We start from the raw sequence: 21125 nt of genomic DNA on the forward strand, positions 1-21125 counted from the left end.
TCCCTTCCATCCCGGGCCGGGCAGATAGACTTCGGCCCAGGCATGGGTGGAGGCATTCCCCGCCTCGTTATCGGGCATATGCAGATAGCCGCTGACAAAGCGGCTGGCGAGACCGATCGAGCGGCAGGCCTCCATGAACAAGGCGGCAAAATCGCGGCATGAGCCGCTGTTCAGTCGCAGTGTCTGCGCCGGGGACTGGACGCCTTCTTCCTCGCGGATCTGGTAGGTGAACGTGTTGGCGATTTCGCAGTTCAGGCGCGAGAGCAGCGAGAACGTCTCGATCGGCCACTTCAGCAGACCCAGACCAGCGAGCCAGTCGAGCAGCAGCGCCTGATCATCGGGATAAACGCTCTGCAGGAAGGGCGCTAGATCGGGCAGTTCGTCGATGGCATACACGAATGGGCAGTCGACCGCGTAATCCTCCATCAGGAAATCGAGCGGGGCGTCGTCATAAACAGCGATGACCACCTCACTGAGCACATGCAGGGAGTTTGAAATATCGCCAAAGCTTACCGTGGCGACAGAATTGCCGAGTACATCCTGAAACCAGCGGATGCTGTGGGCCGGAGAGATGTCGAGCGTTGAGGATTCGATCCTCAGGCTATGGCTCTCCAGGGGGCGCAGCCGCAGACGGTGCGGCAACAGTGATACCGGAGTCGAGAACTGGTAATCGGTTACGTGAGCGATATTGAGGCGTCGCATGCTTTACCACCATTCTTTCGTTTCGCGTGAAAGTCGCACCAGCGACTAACAAACCTTCCCTCGCCCCAGGGACAGGGGCCGGGTGGCGAGATTGGTAATTAGCGGAGCATGCTCCGTGCCAATCGAGCAATTCCGGCTACCATGCCGGAATACGCCCTGCAAGGGAGGGGAACGGGCAGGCCGGCAAATTTCAAAGTGTGGCGCCAGATGTATGCCCGTCAGGCCTGGGTGCAGCCTGAAGTATAAGAGTTTGTTCCGAAGACGGCTGACTGTAGCCAGAATTTTGCAGCATTTTGCCCTCGGCAATCGGCCTGACCGCGCAACACACCTACCTTTGTGTTCCATTGGTGCATAATGGCCGGCGCACGCACCGCTGTGGTGCGCCGAAAGCGGGTATTACGTGAATCGGAGGGCTGCACCTTGGCGCGGCTCTTGCTAATGGTATTTCGTACCCTTTGCCCCGGAGCCTGCCGTGTCGATTCATGTTGCCCTCAATCACGTTACCCATTATCGCTATGACCGCCTGGTCGCACTTTCGCCACAGGTGATCCGCCTGCGACCGGCGCCGCACTCGCGCACGCCGATTCTCGCCTATTCGCTGAAAGTCACCCCCGGTGAGCACTTCATCAACTGGCAGCAGGATCCGCAGGGCAACTATCTGGCGCGGCTGGTCTTTCCCGAAAAAACGCGCGAGTTCCGGGTCGAGGTCGATCTGGTGGCCGGGATGTCGGTGATCAATCCTTTTGACTTCTTCCCCGAGTCTTACGCCGAGAAATTTCCGTTCAAATACGAGGCCGGGTTGCGGGAAGAGTTGCTCCCTTTTCTGCAAGCGCAACCAGCAACACCCCGGCTGCGCAAGTTTCTCGACACCATCCCGCTCACACCAACGCCCAGCGTTGATTTCCTGGTCGATATCAACCGGCGCGTGCAAAGCGTCGTCGGCTATGTCATCCGCCTGGAACCTGGTGTGCAAAGCCCGGAGGAGACGCTGACGCTGGCCAGCGGCTCGTGCCGCGATTCGGCCTGGCTGCTGGTAGAAGTGCTGCGTCATCTCGGTCTGGCCGCCCGTTTTGTCTCGGGGTATCTGATCCAGCTGGTTCCGGATGTGAAGTCGCTCGACGGGCCGTCCGGTACCGATGTCGACTTCACCGATCTGCACGCCTGGTGCGAGGTCTATCTGCCCGGTGCCGGATGGATCGGCCTCGATCCGACGTCCGGCCTCTTTGCCGGCGAGGGGCATATTCCGGTCGCCTGTTCGCCGCAACCGTCTTCGGCGTCGCCGATCACCGGTTTCACCGAAGAATGCGAGTGCGAGTTCGAGCACAGCATGAGCGTTGAACGCGTCTGGGAGGCGCCGCGCGTCACCAAACCCTATAGCGATGAGCAATGGGCGCTGATTGAAACGCTCGGCCATCATATCGACGACGATCTGGTCAGCGCTGATGTACGGCTGACCATGGGCGGCGAGCCGACCTTCGTGGCGATTGACGACCCGGACGGTGCCGAATGGAGCACCGAAGCGATGGGGCCGACCAAGCGTATCCGCGCCGCCGATCTCTTCCATCGCCTGCGCGAAAAGTATGCGCCGCAGGGCCTGGTGCACTTCGGTCAGGGCAAGTGGTATCCCGGTGAGCAACTGCCGCGCTGGTCGCTAAACTGCTACTGGCGGCGCGACGGGCAACCGGTGTGGAAGAATCCGGCGCTGTGCGCCGACGAAAAGAAGAACTATGGCGCCGACGAGGCGCTGGCCGGGCGCTTCCTGCGCAGTCTGGCCGAGCGTCTGGGGCTTGCGGAGAAATACGTATTTCCGGCCTACGAGGATGCCTTTTATTACCTGTGGCGCGAGCACCGCTTGCCGATCAACGTCGACCCGCACGATGCGCGGCTTGACGATCCACTCGAACGTTCTCGTCTGGCAACGATTTTCGGACAGGGTCTGGATAAAGTCATCGGCTACGTTTTGCCGCTCATGCGCCATCCGAAGAAAGCCGATCTCTGGCAAACCAGCCCGTGGTTCCTGCGCGGCGAACGCTGTTTTCTGGTGCCCGGCGATTCGCCGGTCGGCTACCGCCTGCCGCTCGATTCACAGCCCTGGGTGGCCAAGAGCGATTACCCCTACACGCATGCCCCCGATCCGACCCAAACCTTCGAGCCGCTGCCCTCGCACGACGAACTGCATGAAAAGCGCGATACCGGTGCTGGCGGAACACCGACTGCTGCGGTATCCGCCGCCCTGGCCAGTGATCGCCCGCCGCAGAGCAAGGAGTCGGCGGCCGATGTCACGCGCACGGCCATTTCGGTACAGGCACGCAAGGGTGTGCTCTACGTTTTCATGCCGCCGACCGATGCCCTTGATGACTATCTCGAACTCGTAGCCGCCGTTGAGGCGAGCGCCGAAGCGCTGAAAACGCCGGTTCTCCTCGAAGGTTACGAGCCGCCTTCCGACCCGCGGCTGACCAACTTCCGTGTCACCCCCGACCCCGGCGTCATCGAAGTCAACATCCAGCCTTGTGCCAACTGGGATGAGATGGTCGAACGTACGACGCATCTTTATGAAATGGCGCACCTTTCACGCCTGACCAGCGAAAAGTTCATGCTCGACGGCCGCCATACCGGCACCGGCGGCGGCAACCACTTTGTTTTCGGCGCGCTTACTACGCTCGATTCGCCTTTCCTGCGCCGCCCCGATCTGCTGCGCAGCCTGATCAGCTACTGGCACAACCATCCTTCGCTGTCCTACCTTTTCTCCGGCCTGTTCATCGGCCCGACCAGCCAGGCACCGCGCGTCGATGAGGCGCGTAACGATTCGGTCTATGAACTGGAAATCGCTTTCAGCCAGTTTCCGAAACCGGGCGAAGAAGTCGCTCCGTGGCTGATCGACCGCCTGCTACGCAACCTGCTGATCGACGCTACCGGCAACACCCATCGCGCCGAATTCTGCATCGACAAACTCTATTCACCCGACGGCCCGACCGGTCGCCTCGGTCTGCTTGAGATGCGTGCCTTCGAGATGCCGCCGCATGCGCGCATGTCGCTCGCCCAGCAATTGCTGTTACGGGCGTTGATCGCCCGCTTCTGGAAGCAACCCTACGCCCCCGAGCGTTTGCTGCGCTGGGGAACCGAACTGCATGATCGCTTCATGCTGCCACATTTCGTCAAACAGGATTTCGACGATGTGATCGACGACTTGCGCAGTGCCGGCTATGCGCTTGAGAGCGAGTGGTTTGCGCCGCATTTCGAGTTCCGCTTCCCGCTGCACGGCAGCTTTGTTGCCGAGGGTATCCAATTTGAACTGCGCCATGCCCTGGAACCCTGGCACGTCATGGGTGAGGAGGGCTCGGTGGGCGGCACCGTGCGTTTTGTCGATGCCTCGTGCGAGCGTGTCCAGGCCAGGGTGACCGGCATGGCCGGCGATCGTTACGTGCTGACATGCAACGGCCAGGCCGTACCGCTGCAGCCGACCGGTAAGGTCGGCGAGTTTGTCGCCGGCGTGCGCTACCGGGCGTGGCTACCGGAATCCTCGCTGCATCCGACGATCGGCATCCATGCGCCGCTCGTCTTCGACCTCGTCGATACCTGGATGAAGCGCTCGCTGGGTGGTTGCCAGTACCACGTCGAGCATCCCGGCGGGCGCAATCCCGAGCGCTATCCGGTCAATGCCAACGAGGCCGAAGGCCGGCGTCTGGCGCGCTTTGTTGCTTTTGGCCACACACCGGGGAAGATCGAGATACCGTTCGCACCACGCAACACGAACTTCCCGTTTACGCTAGACTTGCGGCAATTCTGAACCTGAGTTTGGGGAAGTAGTCAGTCAACTTCTAATGCTTTACCACCAGGTCACCAAGGATACAAAGGTGCACCAAGTCATTTGAATGGGTTTCCTGGTGTCCTAGCACTGAGGTTTTATCTTTGTCTTTCATCATGACTGGCTACGAGTAACCAGCAACCCATTATTTTCATGCCGCGCACGCTACTTTCGATTTACCCGAAAAAAACCGACCGCTTTGACGAGATGCTCGCTGAGGGCGGCGCTGTGCGTCAATCATGGCAAGCGTTTTTTGATCATCTCGTTGCAGCAACGCCCGAACAGATGCGCCACCGGCTCGATTACGTGCGCCGACGCATCCAGGAAAATGGCGTCACCTACAATGTTTACGCCGACCCCAAGGGTACCGACAGGCCCTGGGAACTCGATCCGCTGCCGCTGATCCTCTCAGCCGGCGAGTGGCAGGAGATTTCAAGCGCGATCACGCAACGCGCGCGCCTGCTCAACGCCGTACTCGGCGATCTCTACGGCGAGCAGACGCTGCTCAGGGACGGTACCCTGCCCTCGGCGCTGGTCTACGGTCACAACAATTTTCTCTGGCCGTGCCAGGGTGTCAAACCACCTGGCGATATCTGGCTGCATCTGTACGCCGCCGACCTTGCACGCTCGCCTGACGGTCGCTGGTGGGTCATTGGCGACCGCACCCAGTCGCCTTCCGGTGCGGGTTACGCGCTGGAAAACCGGATCATCGTTTCGCGTGTTTTCCCAGAACAGTTCCGCGATCTTGGCGTGCAGCATCTGGCAACATTTTTCAGTAACTTACGTAACAGCCTGGCGCACTGGGCCCCACATAACGGCAAAGGTGGGCGAGAAGGAGCCAGAGATACACCGCTGATCGTGCTGCTGACGCCGGGCCCGTATAACGAAACCTACTTCGAGCATGCCTATCTGGCGCGCTATCTTGGCTTTCCGCTGGTCGAAGGGCAGGATCTGACGGTACGCGGCGAGTGTGTCTATCTCAAGACGCTGAGTGGGCTGTCTCGCGTGCACACGATTCTGCGCCGGCTCGACGATGATTACTGCGATCCGCTCGAATTCCGTGGCGATTCGGCGCTGGGTGTTCCCGGTCTGTTGCAGGCCGTGCGTGCCGGCAAGGTGCTGGTCGCCAACGCGCTCGGCAGCGGTCTGCTCGAATCGGCCGCGCTACCGGGTTTCCTGCCCGGTGCCTGCCAGAAATTGCTCGGCGAGACCCTGGCGATGCCCTCGGTCGGCACCTGGTGGTGCGGAGAGCCGACTGCACTTGAATTCACCATCGAAAATATCGACAAGCTGGTTATCAAGGGGTCTTTCCCCTCGCAACGCATGGACCCGGTGTTCGGCAACCAGTTGAACGCGGCGCAGCGCGAGGACATGATCAACCGATTGCGTTCCCGGCCGCTGGCCTATGTGGCTCAGGAACTGGTCAATTTTTCGCAGGCACCGGTGTGGAGCACGATGCATGATCGTCGCCTGCTGCCGCGCGGTGTTGGCTTGCGGGTTTATGTTGCCGCCACCCCCGAGGGCTACGTGGTGATGCCGGGTGGTCTGACGCGTGTTTCGTCTGCCGCCAACGCGCGCCTCATCGCGATGCAGCGCGGCGGCTCGAGCAAGGATACCTGGGTGCTCACCGAGGAAGCCGTGAGCACCTTCAGCCTGCTTAAAAACTCAATCGGCATTAATGATCTGGTACGTAGCGGCAGCAATCTGTCTTCGCGCGTGGTTGAAAATCTCTATTGGTTCGGCCGTTATACTGAACGTTGCGACGATGAGGCGCGCCTGCTGCGCGTCGGACTCTCGCGGCTGCTCGACACCAGTGCCGACGCGATGCCGGCGCTGGTGTCGACGTTCGACCTCTGCCGTTCGCTCAAGCTGTTGCCCGTGGCTGACGAAGACGATGTTGATGAAGACGATGTCGTTGAGGCTGGCACCCTTGTTGATCTCGCTGTCGACAGCAAAACGGAGCACACCAGCACCGTCGAAGGAGCGAGCGATCCTGCAATCGACAGCACCGTCGATCGCCTGGAACTTGAAACACAAATGCTCGCCGCCATCTGCGACAAGGAAGTTGATGACGCCCTGGCCGGCAATATCCGTCGCCTGCTGTGGGTTGGTGCGCAAGTACGCGAGCGCTTCTCGGTCGACAACTGGCACGCGCTCAACCGCATGCAGCATCAGTTGCAGCGTTATAGCGAGGTACAGCCCGACATCAGCGACGCACTGGCCTTCCTCGATCAGGTGCTGCTCACTTCATCCTCGCTGGCGGGTTTTGCCATGGACAACATGACACGCGACGATGGCTGGCGTTTCCTGATCATCGGGCGTCGCATCGAACGCCTTATTTTCCTGTCCAATGCCATCAGCCAGTTCCTGCGTCTCCCATCGACCCGAGCCGCCGGTAGCATCGAGTGTTTGCTCGAACTGACCGACAGCATCATTACCTACCGCTCGCGTTACATGACCCAGCCCGAGCTCCTGCCGACGCTCGATCTGGTCGTTTTCAACGAGACCAATCCGCACGGAGTGTGCTTCCAGTTGCAGGACCTGATGCAGTACCTCGATGGTCTGGCCAGTGAGCTTGGCGATTCGAACGATGACTCGCTGCGCATGGCCTTTGTACGCCTGCAGTCCTTCGCGCTGGGCCGCTTCGAGGGGCTTGATTTCAGCCACTGCCGCAACTGCAACCCGTGTCTCGATCTGGCCGATCTGCTCGGCGATGTTTCGTTTGCCGCCGCGACGCTTTCGGATCGTCTGGCGATGCGCTATTTCACCCATGTCGGCGATGTCGGTCGGCAGACGCTGGCGGCTTGACCTACCTATGAATACCACCGCCGTCCGCTACCACGTGGTGCACGAAACGAGCTACAGCTACGAAAGCCCGGTCTCGCTGTCGCGCCAGCATCTGCATCTGACGCCGCGCGATTGTCCCTGGCAAAGCAGCTTCGCGCACCAGATCCGTATCGACCCTGAGCCAAGCTTCACGCGCTTGCGCTGCGACCCTTTTGGCAATCCGGTCAGGCAGTTCGCCATCGAAGCGCCTCACAGCCGCCTGATCGTGCATGCCGAGAGCACCATCGAAGTACGAGCGCACTGGCCAGTCGGGGGGCTGGCCGGCTCACTGGAGAATTCGCTGGCCAATTCTCCTCCCTGGGAAAAGGTACGTGACGGTCTGGCTTATGGCGCCACGCCGGTACTGCTGGACGTCAACTGCTTTCTGTTTGAATCACCTTACGTTCGCGTAAAGCACGAATTTTCCGCTTATGCCAGTCCCTGCTTTACGCCGTCGCGCCCGCTGCTCGAAGCCGTTCAGGCGCTGATGAACCGCATTTATGACGAATTCGAATTCGATCCCGAGGCGACGACAGTGGCCACGCCGGTGCTCAAGATACTGGAAGAAAAACGCGGAGTTTGTCAGGATTTCGCACACCTGATGCTGTCCTGCCTACGCTCGCTAGGCTTGTCTGCACGTTACGTCAGCGGCTACCTGCTGACGAAACCGCCGCCAGGGCAGGCACGCCTGGTTGGCGCCGATGCCTCGCACGCCTGGATTTCGGTCTATTGCCCAAGTGAAGTTGGTGGCCTCTGGGTCGATTTTGACCCGACCAACAACCTGTTGCCCGACACGCAGCACATCACGCTGGCCTGGGGACGCGATTTCGGCGATGTGTCGCCGCTGCGCGGTGTGATCCTTGGCGGCGATGAGCATGAACTCGATGTCGCGGTGACCGTAACGCCGTTTGAAAATGAAGCTGTGGCGAACCCTGGTCAATAGCGGAAAATGGCCGTCAGGCGCCGGGTTTAATGATCCTTGGCGGTGCCTGCAACTGACAACGGCGGTCGATGTTCAGGTATGGGTTTGCCATTGACGTGGGGGAACCTGATGACGCAGTTCAGCCATGAATCGATTGGGCCAATTGAAATCATTCCGGCAGCTACGGCGCTGGGCGCCGAGGTGCGATGCGGCAGGCTTCAGAGCATCGACGATACGATTTTTGACGAGATCCGGCAGGCGTGGCTGGACAATCTTGTCCTGCTGTTTCGTGACCAGGCGCTGAGCGACACCCATTTCCTTGAGTTTGGAAGGCGATTCGGGTCGCTCAAGTCGGCCGCAGCGACCGACAGCAGTCGCCAGCTTCACGTCGTTTCGAACGTCAGCGTTGATGGCCTGCCGATTGGTATCCAGGGCCATGGCGAGATCGTCTGGCATTCGGACATGGTCAGCTTTTTCAAGCCGCCGGCAGCAAGTCTGCTTCATGCAATTGAAATCCCCCCCAGCGGCGGTGATACCTCATTCAGCAACATGTATGTCGCCTACGACACGCTCCCCAGGCCGCTGAAGCGCAAGCTGGCCGGACTGACGCTGAAGCATGAGGTGAGTCTGAACAGCGCTGAGTCGGGGACCGGAGCCAGTCATCCGCTCGTTTGCACCCATCTGGAAACCGGCTGCAACGCGCTCTTTCTCGGTTCCCGGTTCAACACCTGCATCAATGAATTGCCGCGGCACGAGTCCGATATCCTGCTTGAGTTCCTTTGGCTGCATGCCACCCAGCCCGAGTTCGTCTGGCGCCACCGGTGGCGTGTAGGAGACCTGGTGGTCTGGGACAACCGCTGCCTTCTGCATCGACGCGAGTCCTTTGCTGCGAATGAGCGGAGGATTCTGCTGCGCACGCAAGTCGAGGCTGGTGCGCCGCCCCGGATCGCTGCGGATGCGCTGGAGCGGCCAGGACATCAGCGCGGACTGGCGTCGATCGGGCGCTAGGGTTCGGTCGCGTATCCCCAGGACAGCACCTGCAGGATGTCATCATCATTGAATCCGGCCTGCTGCCGGCCGAGCCGATTCAGTGGTCGTTCAGGGAGCTTGCCGCCGCGACGGCGTTTGCCCTCTTCGATCATAATCAGTTCGGCCATCGCCTCTTCGACGTGGGTCTCGACGAAGCTCGCTCGCCAGGCTTCCGCCGCGGTGGTATAAAAAGTGAGCGATTCGTAGCGCTCCTGCAGTACTGCGCGGCGGTCGCCGTCGAGCAGATACGCCGACCAGCGCAGGCCGGATCCGGCATGAAAGACCTCATCCCTCAGGATGTAATCGAGTGCCCGGGCAATGTCGTGGTGACCGGCTTCGGTGCGACGCTTGATGTCGCGGGCGAGGCTGTCGAGCGCGAGTCCTTCCATGAAAGTCTGGCGGATAAGCATTCGCCACAGCAGTTCCTTGCGACTTCCGGGCGGGCAAGGTTCGAATTGATACAGGCCATCGTAGGTGCCCGTGCTGATCGGGAAATCGCCGTAGTGAAAGCCGCGCGCTTCGAGGAGTTGAAGCATCAACTGGGCATGCCTGGCCTCATCCGACACCTGCCGCGCCATATCGACGTGAAACTGCCACGGCATGTCAGGGTGCTCGTAGCTGTTGCGAGCCATCAACTCAAGTGTCGTGAACTCTTCGTCGAGGTCCGAATGCAGGAAGATACCGACGTCCCGCGCTTCCCTGATGCTGTCGACCGCGAGCAGGCCGAGCGATCCGCGCTTGCAATGCTCAAGGCCCGCCGGACGTGCCGCCAGGGGAACTCGATCGAGTGGGCTCCACAGCCAGTCGGCAGGCGCCAGATCCGCTCCCGAGTCGCGGGCCGACCACAAGGCCGCAAGCCGTTCCAGAAATGCAGTGAATTTCGTGCTCGGCGGCATGGCGTGCAACGCTGTTTGACCATAGCTCAACTGCGCTTCGACTTCGTCAGCGAGGCCGGTTACAAGTCGAAGCGAGGGTTGGTCGCCGACGGGATCGGCCGAAGCAAGATAGCGCCGAACGAGTTCGAGCAACCGAGGCCAGAGAAACCCGTAAAGGCCGGCAAACAAAGCACCTGGATCGGGACTGGCGTCGAGATGTTTGACCAGCTCACGCCATCCACCCTTGATCGGCAGTTCGAGCGCTTCCGCCCGCAATAATCCCGAAAGGCGGGAGCGCAACTGCGTGGCACGATCAAGCATCTCGTACTGTTGCCGTCCCAACGCCAACTTGACCGCCATCTCCGGGAATTTCGGCAGCCAGCCAGCCAGCACATGGGCTACAGCGCGCTCAAGGTAGGTGATTTCGATGAGCGCAATCGACGCCTGGCGAACCGACCACGAACTGCTACTCAATGACCGCCCCTTAAACCAGGTTCGCAAGGCCGATGCAGGGCATACAAACCGCAATTAGCCCGGGTTCGGATTGCTGACCATGCCTCCGGCGCTGATAGAGCCCTTCCAGGCGCAGCACTCGCAACCGGCTGCCGTCAGCGTACTGAACGAGTTGCCTGTGGCGTACGAGATGCTGCGACCAAGGATCATGTTCGTGCTCACTTTTTGCGGTGCAATGGCGATGATGCCACCCGTCACTGTCGAGAGATCGGCTTCGGAGAGCTCGCCGGTAATGCTCGCGGCGTCGATCCGAGCCTTGGTGAATTGCTCGCGGTTCATCTGCTTCACAACCAGTTCCTCATCGGCCGACAGACCGTTCTCCCGAGCGATCGCCGCCGGGTCGGTGAAAAGTCTTTCGGCATAATCGGCATCGTCCAGCGCCTTGTCGATCACCGCGCGCAGCTTTTCTACAGATAGCGCTGCCGTATTAGCAAGTTTGTCAGTCATGATTCATCCTCCAAAGATAGAAAACCGCAATATAGCTCTCCGTCGAGCTCGGGAAGCAGACCCTTTGCATAGCCCGCAACATTTAAACTTGCGCGTATGTGCCCTCAGTGATTTCCGGTCAAGCAACCCGGTTTGAGGTTATTTACGACGTGGCATCCAATGTCAAGCAACAAAAGGAGCAATACCCTCAATATTGGGCAGGTTATTTGCAGATTAGTTCAGCTTGCCCAAGTGACTCGATCGGCAAGTCGGTGGAAACGACGAGTTCGCCGCGTCGACCAGCAACACGCACCCTCTGGCCGTAGGCAAGTCACACCTCATCTTGGCGAGATGACTAGAGCTTCGCTTTTGTTTCTGCGGTCGATGAGTAAAGTCCCTCGATGACGCTTGTGCCAAGCGCAATTTCTCTCAGGAAGCAGGCCAGCCCGGCGATCAGGCAGAACATGGCGGCGATGAAGAACGAGGCGATCGTGCTCGATAGATCGATCCGCAGTTCCGACCCGATGAAAAGTGAAGCGACGACCAGGCAAACCAGCAGGTTGCAGATCGTGCACAGTGTGATTGCCCAGTGAATGAGTTTCGCCCGCCTCGACAGCGAGATCCTGGTTGCCAGATCCTTTGCTCGTTCGGCGGGCGATGCCCCCTCCAAGGAAACCGTCTCCAGGGCATGGAAGCGGTCGATGATTCGAGCCAGGCGGTTGGTAAGCACCGCAAGCGTCGAGCCCACGCCGGCGAGCAGGAACACCGGTGCCACGGCAAGCTGAATGACTTGTGCTACTGAAGTAATCTGGTGCTGAAGTTCGATCATGAGAGTGCCTTGTGCGTGGTCGGAGGGCAGAAGACAGAGGATGGTTTTCCCTTATTGCCCTATGGCTGCCGGGAGAGCGGTTGTTAGACGCGCTCTTTGTTTGGCGGCGACATAGTCCGCATGACCGACATACAGCAGGTCGGCGATCTTGCGCATCAAATGCAGTTCGTGCGCATCAAGATGCCCGTCGGCCATTGCCACCTGCCACATGTTTTCAATGATGCGGATTTTCTGATCGGCCGTGCAGTTCTTGTTGATCAGTGAGGTAAATTGGTAGTAACCCGTGGCTTGACGAGCCTCCTGTTCCGCGAGATCGAGCAATGTGGCCAATTGCCCGGAATCAAGGCTGAACTGCCGACGCAATGTCGCGACGATCGAGTTACGCTCTTCAACGGCAATGCGCTCGTCCATGCGCATCATTTCCAGCAGCAAGGCGGCCGTCGCGATCTGGAGCGCTTTTCCCCTGTCAGCCTCGGTTTGTCTTGTTCCAGGGTCGATGAGCTGCGTGAAGAATTCTTTAATACTGGCAATCATGGATGTCCCTTGGCGCCGGTGGAATTGCGATGAACGCGATAGTCATCGCATCGATGTCCGAATTGTATAGCTTCATTACTTTCCTGTATCCGGGCATGAAGTTCAGATCGTGGCCCAGAATCGGTTAGCCATTCTGGTCACCGGGCACTGCACTTCCTTCGCTCGACTTCACCCTTGTGTCGCGCACTGCTGAAAGATGGCGAAAGGGCTGCCGATATCATTGGCTTAAGGTCATGAAACTGGAGCCTGCAACCATTCGCATTGAATGAATTTACATCCGTGTATTTGCGTTTTATTACGCCGCTCGGCTAAAGTGCATTCAATGTATATCCTTTATTGGAGCAAGCAGTGCACACCACCAGAGCTTTTAAAAATGGCAATTCACAGGCCGTCCGTATCCCTGTCGATCTGGCTTTCGAACGCACCGACATCGATCTGGAAATCGAGCGCGTGGGTAACGAACTGCGTATTCGACCGGTTCGCCGCCCCTTGTCCGGCGTCTTGACCAGGTTTGCCCAGTTCTCCTCCGATTTCATGGGGGATGGGCGTGGTGGTCAGGCGCAGGCCGACGCTGATGTACTGTCACCATGCCGCGTTTAATGCTCGACACCAGCATGTGCATCTACCTGATGAAGAGGCCGCCGGGGGCTGTAGTCCTTCGCTTTGCGCATTGCTACGTCGGCGATGTGCTGATCTGGGCGATCACGTATGCCGAACTTGAATTTGGCGTCGCCGTGTCAGCCAATCCTGAACGCGAGCGGATCAATTTGCCCCGGCTGATCGAAAACATCCCGGTTGCCCCGTTCGATCAGGCGGCAGGCGTTTCCTACGGCCCGATCCGACGGGCGACTCGCGAGCGCAAGAAAGACCATCTCGATAAACTGATTGCCGCGCATGCCGTGTCGCTCAACGTAACGCCCGTTACCAATAACATCAGGGACTTTGCCAAATACCCTGCTGTGGTTAGTGAAAATAGGTCCTTATGATTCTTCGGATTGTTTGCCAAAGGAGAAAATGACCACTATGCCCCCGAACACCCTGTCCATCTACCAGCCTCTGACCGGCCTTTATGAGCCGTCGGCCATCCAGCAACTTGCCGACGGGCGCTTCCTGGTCGTCGAAGATGAAAAGCAGCGCCCGTTCAGCCTTGTTTCGATCCAACCCGACGGGAGCGTCAGCAGCATGGGGCTGACGCCGGGCTTGCTTGAGGGCGGCGATTCATTCTGGAAGCTCGACGATCTTGAGGGGATGGCTGCTGACCGCTCGGGAAATATCTACGCCATTACCTCGCATTCGCGCGCGGGTGACGGTGAGCAGAAGAAATCCCGGGACAAGCTGGTTCGCTTCCGCATCGAAGGCGAGCGCGTGCTCGCCGCCAAGGTGGTCACCGGGCTGAAGCCGGCACTGCTGGCGATGCACCCGGTTCTGGCCGCCGCTGCCGAAATACTGGAGGTCAAGGCCGGTGGCGGGCTGAATATCGAGGCGCTGGAAATTAGCCCGGACCAGCAGCGTCTGCTGATCGGCTTGCGCAGTCCGCTGTTCGAGCATCGTGCAATCATTGCTTGCGTCGAGAACCTCGCTGAAATGTTCGACGCCGAACAGCCGCCGCGAATTTCCGAGACGCTGCTGACGCTCGATCTTGGCGGCAACGGGATTCGCGGCCTGGCCTACTTCGCGTGTCTCGACGGCTACCTGGTCATCGCGGGTCCGGTTGCGCGCGAGGCGGTTCAATTCCAGCTCTGGTTCTGGAGCGGGCAACCCGGTGCTCCGGCACGGGCGGTCAGCTTTCCCGGCCTGCCGGGGTTCGCTCGCGCCGAAGGCATCAGCCCGGCCTTGATTGACGGCCGGCAGCGCATCATCATGGTTAGCGACGATGGCAGTAGGGAAGAAGGCCGTTTTGCCCGCTTCCTGCTACTTGACCCTGAACAGCTCCAGATTGCACCTTGAGCTGGCGAGCCAGGACGGATGAGGCCTTGATCCCGCATCGGGCGCTGGCGATTATTTTCCTCCTTCTACGTGTTCCCTGAATTCAGTCTCGTTTGGTGCGCTTCTGCACTGATGTGGTGCATGGCGCGTTGTCAATGGCCGGAAAACCCAGCCTTTTCGGGGTTTCCCGATTGGCACGCTTTCTGCTGATACCCTCCCAAACCCACAGTAGCGGCGAAAATCATGAGCACAACTTTCTTTAACGAAATGTACGATTCGGCGGGCGCCCTGCGGCCGCATTACTGCGCCTATGCTGATTGGCTGGCTGCCACTCCCTCCGAGCGGATCGAACGCAAACGTGCCGAAGCGGATATCGCCTTTCACCGCGTCGGTATCACCTTTGCGGTTTATGGCGACGAGTCATCCAAGGATCAGGGCAAGGAACGGCTGATTCCCTTTGACATCATCCCGCGCATCATCCCGGCGGCCGACTGGCTGGCGCTGCATTCCGGCCTGCGCCAGCGCGTCAAGGCGCTCAATGCCTTCCTGCACGACATCTACCACGGGCAGGACATTCTTCGCGCCGGTCTCATCCCGCGCGAACAGGTGCTGAACAACGCGCAGTTCCGCCCGGAGATGATGGGGGTCGATGTGCCGTCCGGAATTTATGCGCACATTGCCGGCGTCGATCTGGTGCGTGCCGGCGAGGGCGAATTCTACGTGCTGGAAGACAACCTGCGCGTGCCCTCCGGCGTGTCCTACATGATCGAGGACCGCAAGATGATGATGCGGCTCTTCCCCGAACTCTTTTCGCGGCACAAGGTGGCGCCGGTTCAGCATTATCCGGACATGCTGCTGGAAAACCTGCGCACCGTCGCGCCGCAGGGCGTTGCCGATCCGACCGTCGTGTTGCTGACACCAGGCGCCTATAACAGCGCCTATTTCGAGCATACCTTCCTGGCGCAGCAGATGGGTATCGAACTGGTCGAAGGGCGTGACCTGTTTGTCAAGCATGAGACGGTTTACATGCGCACCACGCAAGGTCCGCAACGTGTCGATGTGATCTATCGGCGGCTTGACGATGATTTTCTCGACCCGCTCGCCTTCCGCAAGGACTCGATGCTCGGTGTTCCCGGACTGCTCTCGGCTTACCGCGCCGGGCGGGTCACGCTGGCCAACGCCATCGGAACCGGCGTCGCCGACGACAAGTCGATCTATCCCTACGTGCCGGAGATGGTCCGCTTCTATCTCGGCGAGGAGTCGCTGCTGAACAACGTGATGACTTATATGCTGCGCAAGCCGGACGACCTGAAGTACGTGCTTGAGCATCTGCCTGAACTGGTGGTCAAGGAAGTGCACGGTGCCGGTGGCTACGGGATGCTGGTCGGCCCGGCGTCGACGAAGCAGGAGATTGAGGACTTCCGGGCGCGCATCATTGCCGATCCGGCGAAATACATTGCGCAACCGACGCTGGCGCTATCGCACTGCCCGACCTTTGTCGATGGTGAAAAGCTCGGTGGCATCGCCCCGCGCCACCTCGATCTGCGTCCCTTCGTGCTCTCCGGCAAGAACATCGACATGGTGCCCGGCGGCCTGACGCGCGTTGCGCTGCTCGAAGGTTCGCTGGTGGTCAACTCGTCGCAGGGCGGTGGCACCAAAGATACCTGGGTTTTAGAAAACTGAGGGAAACTGAAGCTGGGAGAACTGAAATGCTGAGCCGCACCGCCGATCACCTGTACTGGATGGCGCGCTTTACCGAGCGCGCCGAGAATCTCGCCCGTCTGCTGGACGTCACGCACCAGATGTCACTGGTCCCGCAATCCGTCGCCGCCGAGAATCAGAACTGGGGTGCCATTCTTGCGCTGAACAGTCTGGAGACGGCTTTCAACGAATCCTATGATGAGGTTAACGCCGAGAACGTGCTGCGCTTCATGGTTTCCGATGCCGGCAATCCGACGTCGATCTACAGTTGCCTGCGTTCGGCGCGCGAAAACGCCCACGCCGTGCGTGGAACGCTGACCGCCGAGACCTGGGAGAGTTGCAACGCCACCTGGATCGAGATGCGCGACCAGAGCTTCGAGCAGATTCTCTCGGCCAGCGTCGGCGAGTTTTTTGACTGGGTCAAGTTGCGTTCTGCCGTGACGCGCGGTGTCACCTTCGGCACCATGTTGCAGGACGAGGCGCTGCACTTCATTCGCCTCGGCGGATTGCTTGAGCGCGGCGACAACACGGCGCGCATTCTTGACGTGAAATACCACGTGTTGCGTATCAATGGCGATGAAGGCACGACCGACTTCTATCAGTGGGGTGCGCTGTTACGCTCGCTGTCGGCCTTCGAGGTTTACCGCAAGGTCTATCGGGATGTGATCACCCCCGCGCGCGTCGCCGAGTTGCTGATGTTGCGCATGGATATGCCACGCTCGCTGCACGCCTGCGTCGACGGCATCGTGCGCGTGCTCAAGCGGATCGCCAACAGCAGTTCGGCGGAAACCGCGCGCCGTGCCGGCATGTTGCACGCCCAGTTGCACTACGCCCGCATCGACGACGTACTGGCGCACGGATTGCATGAGTACCTTACCGACTTCATGGATCGCATCTACGATCTCGGCGACGGCATTGGCCGCGACTTCCTCGTGCCGGCGGTCTGAATGAGGTAATATCAAGACCTGTCTTTCATCGGGGGGCGACGCCATGTCAGTCAAGGTTTCCGTTATCACCACGGCCAACCGCACACGCTGTTTTACACTGGATAACGCCGACAGCATCAGTCATCTGCTCGACAGCCTGAAACGCAGCACCCATATGTTCTCGGGCAAACCCTTGATCATTGGCTCGGCAGCGCAGACCGAAATCTTTGCCGCAAGCTCGATCGCTTGCATCGAGCTGGAAACGGACAGCAAGCTCGATGGCTACCTGCCGGGTGGACAGAATCTGCTGATCACTGCACTAACCGCAGAAGAGGTCATGGCTCCCTTCACTGGAGGGCTTTCAGGAGAAAGCTTCAAGGCGCGGATTGATTTCTACTTTCAGGGTGGTCATGTCCTGCATACCCGTGTCGAGGGAGAGCGCAAGGCCGCACTCGCCGAGCGCCTGATGAATCTGACCAGCATTTTTGAGCATCCGGTGCTGACCTACCGGTTGCCGCAAGGCGGCGTCGGCCTGATGAACCCGCAAGCCATGACCCGCTCGCTCGTTACCCCCGGCGTTCCTGACCTGCCGCGCGATGCGTGGGTCGCCGAGCCCGGCTGAGCCAATATTGCCGCTCATCGGCTGAGCAGTACCATGACGGATACAAGCCAGCAAGCAAAGGCGCCAAGCAGGTGAACATCCTGTAGCAGTGTGGCGGCCGGGTCGCCGCCACCACCGCGTCGATGCAACTGGAACAGATAGCGGAATATTCCGTAAATGACAAAAGGGACGGTATAGATCAGGTCGGCCGTGCCATGCATGACCACGGTTTCGGCACTCACCGTGTACAGGCTGTAAGTGACGATGGCGCCAGCCGCGCAAATGCTGATCAGATTTTCGAGCAACACCGGATCGTAATCGTCCAGCACCTTGCGGTGGCTGCCACCGCGACCGGTCATCACATTGAGTTCGGCACGCCGCTTGGCAAAGCCGAGGAAAAGCGTAAGCAGCAGGCTGCAAAGCAGCAGCCAGTGTGACGGCGCGATACCGACACCGAGCGTACCCACCAGAATGCGCAGCATGAAGCCCGCCGAAATGATGAAGACATCGAGCAGCACGACGTGCTTGAGGCCCATCGAATAAGCCACATTGATCACGGCATAAGCCAGCACGATCAGCAGTACCGTATTCGATGCGGCGTGCGCCAGCATCAGCGCCGACAACAGGCATGCGCCAGCCAGCAGCAGCGCTTTCGTCACACTCACCGTCCCGGCCGCCAGCGGCCGGTGTCGTTTCTCGGGATGCATGCGGTCATGCTCGCGGTCAGCCAGATCGTTGATTACATAGATTGCTGAAGCGGCAAGTGCAAAGGCGGTTGCGGCAAACAGTACACGTTGCATCAGCAACGTATCATGCCAGGCGTGACCGAACAGCAGTCCGACAAATACGAAACCACTTTTCACCCACTGATGAGGGCGCAGAAGTTTGAGGTAGGGTGTCAGTCCGTTCATTTCATTTCAGGAAAATAGCGTTCGGAAAACTCACAGCCACGTTGTGGCAGCCATGCCGGGATGCGGTAAAAGCGCTGGCGAATGCGGGTCAGCACTTTTTCATGATACTCGGCGTAATTGAATCCCTGGCCGATGATCAGATAAAAGCGTGACCCGTCAATCACGATGTCCCGAAACTCGACCTGCCTGAAATAAGGCAGATAATCCTGCGCCTTGGGTGGAAAGGTTCTGAGAATAAGCACATGGCGTCCGCTCTGCGCACGCCAGTCGGTCTCAAAATCATCCTGCCGGGCAAAATAGGAGCCACTGCCGAAAACGGCAAACGGGCGGCCAGACTGGTAGGCCATGAAAGCTGCTGCCGAGAAGCTTTCCATGGCAAACAGGTGGTCCGGCGCATACGGTGCAAGTTGCCGGATAAGTTCATTGGCATGCAAACGCAGGGCCACGCTCCTGCTGAAAGGCGTGTCCTTCCATGCCTGCGTAGGCAAGGATACAACGATGGCTATCGCCAGCACTTGCACTGCGCCAAACACCGCCGACCATCGCACCAGTCTGGCCAGAACGGTCTGCGAGAGGACGATGGCCGCCAGCACGCCAAGCAGCGGAATGAAGGAAAACAGCCAGTGCAGCCCGATAGAGCGCCATAGCGACATCAACGCAAACAATGTCAGCGGAACCAGCATGAGCCAGAAGGCGGCGCTGGCTTCACCGCTTGCCGGGACAGTTTCAAGAAACTTCTGCCGCTCTCGCCAAAGTTCAAAGAGTACCCAGGGCGTTGCCAGAAAGACGAGCGATGCCACATAGAGCAGGGGGTTCTGCCACGAGAAGCCGGCTTCCGCATTGCGATTCATGAAATTGAACAGGATATTCACCCAGCAGTGGCTGCTGTTCCACCACAGGTTGTAGAGCGGCGCCGGCAGTGCGGCAACAAGCAACAGCGCGAAACCCGGCCAGCGAGCGGCATCGCGCCGGATGAAAAGAACATGCACCAGATAGGCCATGCCGAGCAGCGCAGCGAAATACTTGCCGAGGAAAGCCAGGCCAAGCAGTGCGCCGGCCAGCGCATTCCAGAACAGCGCAGGACGAGAATGCTGCTCGCTGCGCAAGGCGGCCACATAAGCAATGATAGAAAGAAATGAAAACAGGATGACCGGCGTATCGGTGGTAATCAGCACGTTCAACACATTGGCCGGCTGCAGCAGAACGAGCAGCGCGGCCAGCCTTGCCCGTTCTGCACCGTGTGCGCGCACCAGCCACCAGGCTCCCCAGGCCAGGATCAGCGGCAACACGAGTGCCGGCAGACGCAAGAACCATTCGGCACGCGAAATAGCCAGTAGTGCGCTCAGCCACCAGCCGACCATCGGCGGATGATCGTAATAACCGCCAGCCGGATGTTCGCCCCAGAATACGAAATAGGCCTCGTCGCCGGTCATCGGTAAAACGGCAGCAAACCACAGGCGGAAGGCGAACAGCGCCAGCAAGCCGAGCCCGTACAGGCGCATCGGGGAAGAGGAAAGCGCTTTCAATGCAGAACCCGCAGAGGCGCAGAGAACGCGGAGAAAAGCCGATTGGTGTTTACGTCCTGCATTTCCATTCGAACTCTGCGCCTCTGAACACACAGTTTTGAAAGCGTTTTGCACATGGAAGATTACTGGCTGGCTTTGACCAGGCGGCGCGCGCGCACGCTGTGCGCCAGTGTTTCCAGGACGGAAACCGAGTCTTCCCATCCGATGCAGGCATCGGTGATGCTCTTGCCATATTCGAGCGGTTTGTCCGGCACCAGATTCTGGCGCCCTTCGACGAGATGCGACTCGACCATGACACCGACGATGCGATCCTCGCCGGCCGCGATTTGCGCTGCGACGTCGCTGGCCACAGCAAGTTGCCGCTTGAAATCCTTGACCGAGTTGGCGTGCGAGCAGTCAATCATCAGCCGTGCGGCCAGGGCGGCTGAGGCGATCTCCCTGGCAGCCGCATCGACATGCGCTGCATCGTAGTTGGGTTCCTTGCCGCCGCGCAGAATGACATGACAGTCTTCGTTGCCTGAAGTCGACACGATCGCCGAATGCCCGGCTTTCGTTACCGAAAGAAAGTGGTGTGGCGACTGCGCGGCGCGAATGGCATCGATGGCAATGCGCACGTTGCCGTCCGTCCCGTTCTTGAACCCGACCGGACACGAAAGACCCGAGGCCAGTTCGCGGTGTACCTGCGACTCGGTGGTGCGCGCACCGATCGCACCCCACGCGATCAGATCGGCGGTGTATTGCGGAATGATCGTATCGAGGAACTCGGTAGCGCACGGCAGCCCCATCTCGTTGATGGAGAGCAGCAGGCGACGCGCCAGACGCACCCCCTCGTTGATACGAAAACTGTTATCCAGGCGCGGGTCATTGATCAGCCCCTTCCAGCCCACCGTAGTCCGCGGCTTTTCGAAGTACACACGCATCACGATCAGCAGATCCTTCGCGAAACGCGGCGCTTCGTTCTGCAAGCGTCCGGCGTAATCGATGGCGACATCGACATCGTGAATCGAGCACGGGCCAATCACTACCAGCAGGCGATCGTCCGCACCATGCAGAATGCGATGAATCGCCTGGCG

18 protein-coding genes are annotated in these 21125 nt (G+C 59.6%); 10 read left to right on the plus strand and 8 right to left on the minus strand.

Features of this window, described 5'->3' with window-relative positions; genetic code table 11:
• On the minus strand, nucleotides 1-702 hold a 702-nt coding region (locus JNM42_RS11065), incomplete at its 3' end, for a transglutaminase family protein (RefSeq protein WP_294269489.1).
• Nucleotides 703-1174: 472 nt separating this feature from the next.
• Between JNM42_RS11065 and JNM42_RS11070 the strand changes: the two genes are divergently transcribed.
• The 4 genes from JNM42_RS11070 (at nucleotide 1175) to JNM42_RS11085 (ending at nucleotide 9263) form a co-directional block, all read left to right on the plus strand.
• Entirely contained in the window at nucleotides 1175-4489 is a 3315-nt protein-coding gene (locus tag JNM42_RS11070; RefSeq protein ID WP_294269492.1) for a transglutaminase family protein, read from the plus strand.
• Nucleotides 4490-4660: 171 nt separating this feature from the next.
• On the plus strand, nucleotides 4661-7315 hold the full coding sequence (locus JNM42_RS11075; RefSeq protein WP_294269494.1) for a circularly permuted type 2 ATP-grasp protein: 2655 nt from the start codon (nucleotides 4661-4663) through the stop codon (nucleotides 7313-7315).
• A 7-nt stretch (nucleotides 7316-7322) separates the two neighbouring features.
• Nucleotides 7323-8276, plus strand: a complete 954-nt coding sequence (locus JNM42_RS11080; RefSeq protein ID WP_294269496.1) for a transglutaminase family protein — start codon at nucleotides 7323-7325, stop codon at nucleotides 8274-8276.
• Between the two features lie 108 nt (nucleotides 8277-8384).
• Complete coding sequence (locus tag JNM42_RS11085; protein ID WP_294269499.1) at nucleotides 8385-9263, plus strand: TauD/TfdA family dioxygenase; 879 nt, start codon at nucleotides 8385-8387, stop codon at nucleotides 9261-9263.
• Here JNM42_RS11085 and JNM42_RS11090 read toward each other — a convergent pair.
• The 4 genes from JNM42_RS11090 to JNM42_RS11105 all read right to left on the minus strand — a co-directional run bounded on the left by JNM42_RS11090 (nucleotide 9260) and on the right by JNM42_RS11105 (nucleotide 12461).
• Nucleotides 9260-10633, minus strand: a complete 1374-nt coding sequence (locus JNM42_RS11090; protein WP_294269501.1) for a DUF455 family protein — start codon at nucleotides 10631-10633, stop codon at nucleotides 9260-9262. The two genes, JNM42_RS11085 and JNM42_RS11090, sit on opposite strands and share 4 nt — an antisense overlap.
• 54 nt (nucleotides 10634-10687) lie before the next feature.
• Entirely contained in the window at nucleotides 10688-11119 is a 432-nt protein-coding gene (locus JNM42_RS11095) for a hypothetical protein (protein WP_294269505.1), read from the minus strand.
• Between the two features lie 334 nt (nucleotides 11120-11453).
• Complete coding sequence (locus JNM42_RS11100; RefSeq protein WP_294269508.1) at nucleotides 11454-11927, minus strand: DUF2721 domain-containing protein; 474 nt, start codon at nucleotides 11925-11927, stop codon at nucleotides 11454-11456.
• Between the two features lie 51 nt (nucleotides 11928-11978).
• Nucleotides 11979-12461, minus strand: coding sequence for a TerB family tellurite resistance protein (locus JNM42_RS11105; RefSeq protein ID WP_294269511.1), 483 nt, complete (start codon nucleotides 12459-12461; stop codon nucleotides 11979-11981).
• 348 nt (nucleotides 12462-12809) lie between these two features.
• Between JNM42_RS11105 and vapB the strand changes: the two genes are divergently transcribed.
• From vapB to JNM42_RS11135, 6 genes are all read left to right on the plus strand, one after another.
• Complete coding sequence (gene vapB, locus JNM42_RS11110) at nucleotides 12810-13061, plus strand: type II toxin-antitoxin system VapB family antitoxin (protein ID WP_294269514.1); 252 nt, start codon at nucleotides 12810-12812, stop codon at nucleotides 13059-13061.
• The gene (locus tag JNM42_RS11115) at nucleotides 13049-13447 is read left to right on the plus strand and encodes a type II toxin-antitoxin system VapC family toxin (protein WP_294269517.1); all 399 of its coding nucleotides are present in this window, start codon (nucleotides 13049-13051) and stop codon (nucleotides 13445-13447) included. The genes vapB and JNM42_RS11115 overlap by 13 nt, the downstream gene beginning before the upstream one ends.
• Before the next feature lie 28 nt (nucleotides 13448-13475).
• On the plus strand, nucleotides 13476-14408 hold the full coding sequence (locus JNM42_RS11120) for a DUF3616 domain-containing protein (RefSeq protein WP_294269520.1): 933 nt from the start codon (nucleotides 13476-13478) through the stop codon (nucleotides 14406-14408).
• A 222-nt stretch (nucleotides 14409-14630) separates the two neighbouring features.
• Nucleotides 14631-16070 (plus strand): circularly permuted type 2 ATP-grasp protein, encoded by a 1440-nt coding sequence (locus JNM42_RS11125; protein ID WP_294269523.1) that lies wholly within the window; start codon nucleotides 14631-14633, stop codon nucleotides 16068-16070.
• Nucleotides 16071-16096: 26 nt separating this feature from the next.
• Nucleotides 16097-17035, plus strand: coding sequence for an alpha-E domain-containing protein (locus tag JNM42_RS11130; protein WP_294269526.1), 939 nt, complete (start codon nucleotides 16097-16099; stop codon nucleotides 17033-17035).
• Nucleotides 17036-17078: 43 nt separating this feature from the next.
• Nucleotides 17079-17636 (plus strand): hypothetical protein, encoded by a 558-nt coding sequence (locus JNM42_RS11135; protein ID WP_294269530.1) that lies wholly within the window; start codon nucleotides 17079-17081, stop codon nucleotides 17634-17636.
• Between the two features lie 14 nt (nucleotides 17637-17650).
• Here JNM42_RS11135 and JNM42_RS11140 read toward each other — a convergent pair whose 3' ends face one another.
• The 3 genes from JNM42_RS11140 to JNM42_RS11150 all read right to left on the minus strand — a co-directional run.
• Nucleotides 17651-18526 carry a decaprenyl-phosphate phosphoribosyltransferase gene (locus tag JNM42_RS11140; RefSeq protein WP_294269532.1) on the minus strand — a complete coding sequence of 292 codons (876 nt, stop codon included), beginning with the start codon at nucleotides 18524-18526 and terminating at the stop codon, nucleotides 17651-17653.
• Complete coding sequence (locus JNM42_RS11145) at nucleotides 18523-20052, minus strand: glycosyltransferase family 39 protein (protein ID WP_294269534.1); 1530 nt, start codon at nucleotides 20050-20052, stop codon at nucleotides 18523-18525. Before JNM42_RS11145 ends, JNM42_RS11140 begins: the two co-directional genes overlap by 4 nt.
• Nucleotides 20053-20174: 122 nt before the next feature.
• Nucleotides 20175-21125: 3-deoxy-7-phosphoheptulonate synthase (locus JNM42_RS11150; RefSeq protein WP_294269537.1), on the minus strand; the 951-nt coding region annotated here is incomplete at its 5' end.

Origin of the sequence: Propionivibrio sp., assembly GCF_016790145.1 — a bacterium.
Taxonomy (GTDB): Bacteria; Pseudomonadota; Gammaproteobacteria; order Burkholderiales; family Rhodocyclaceae; genus Propionivibrio.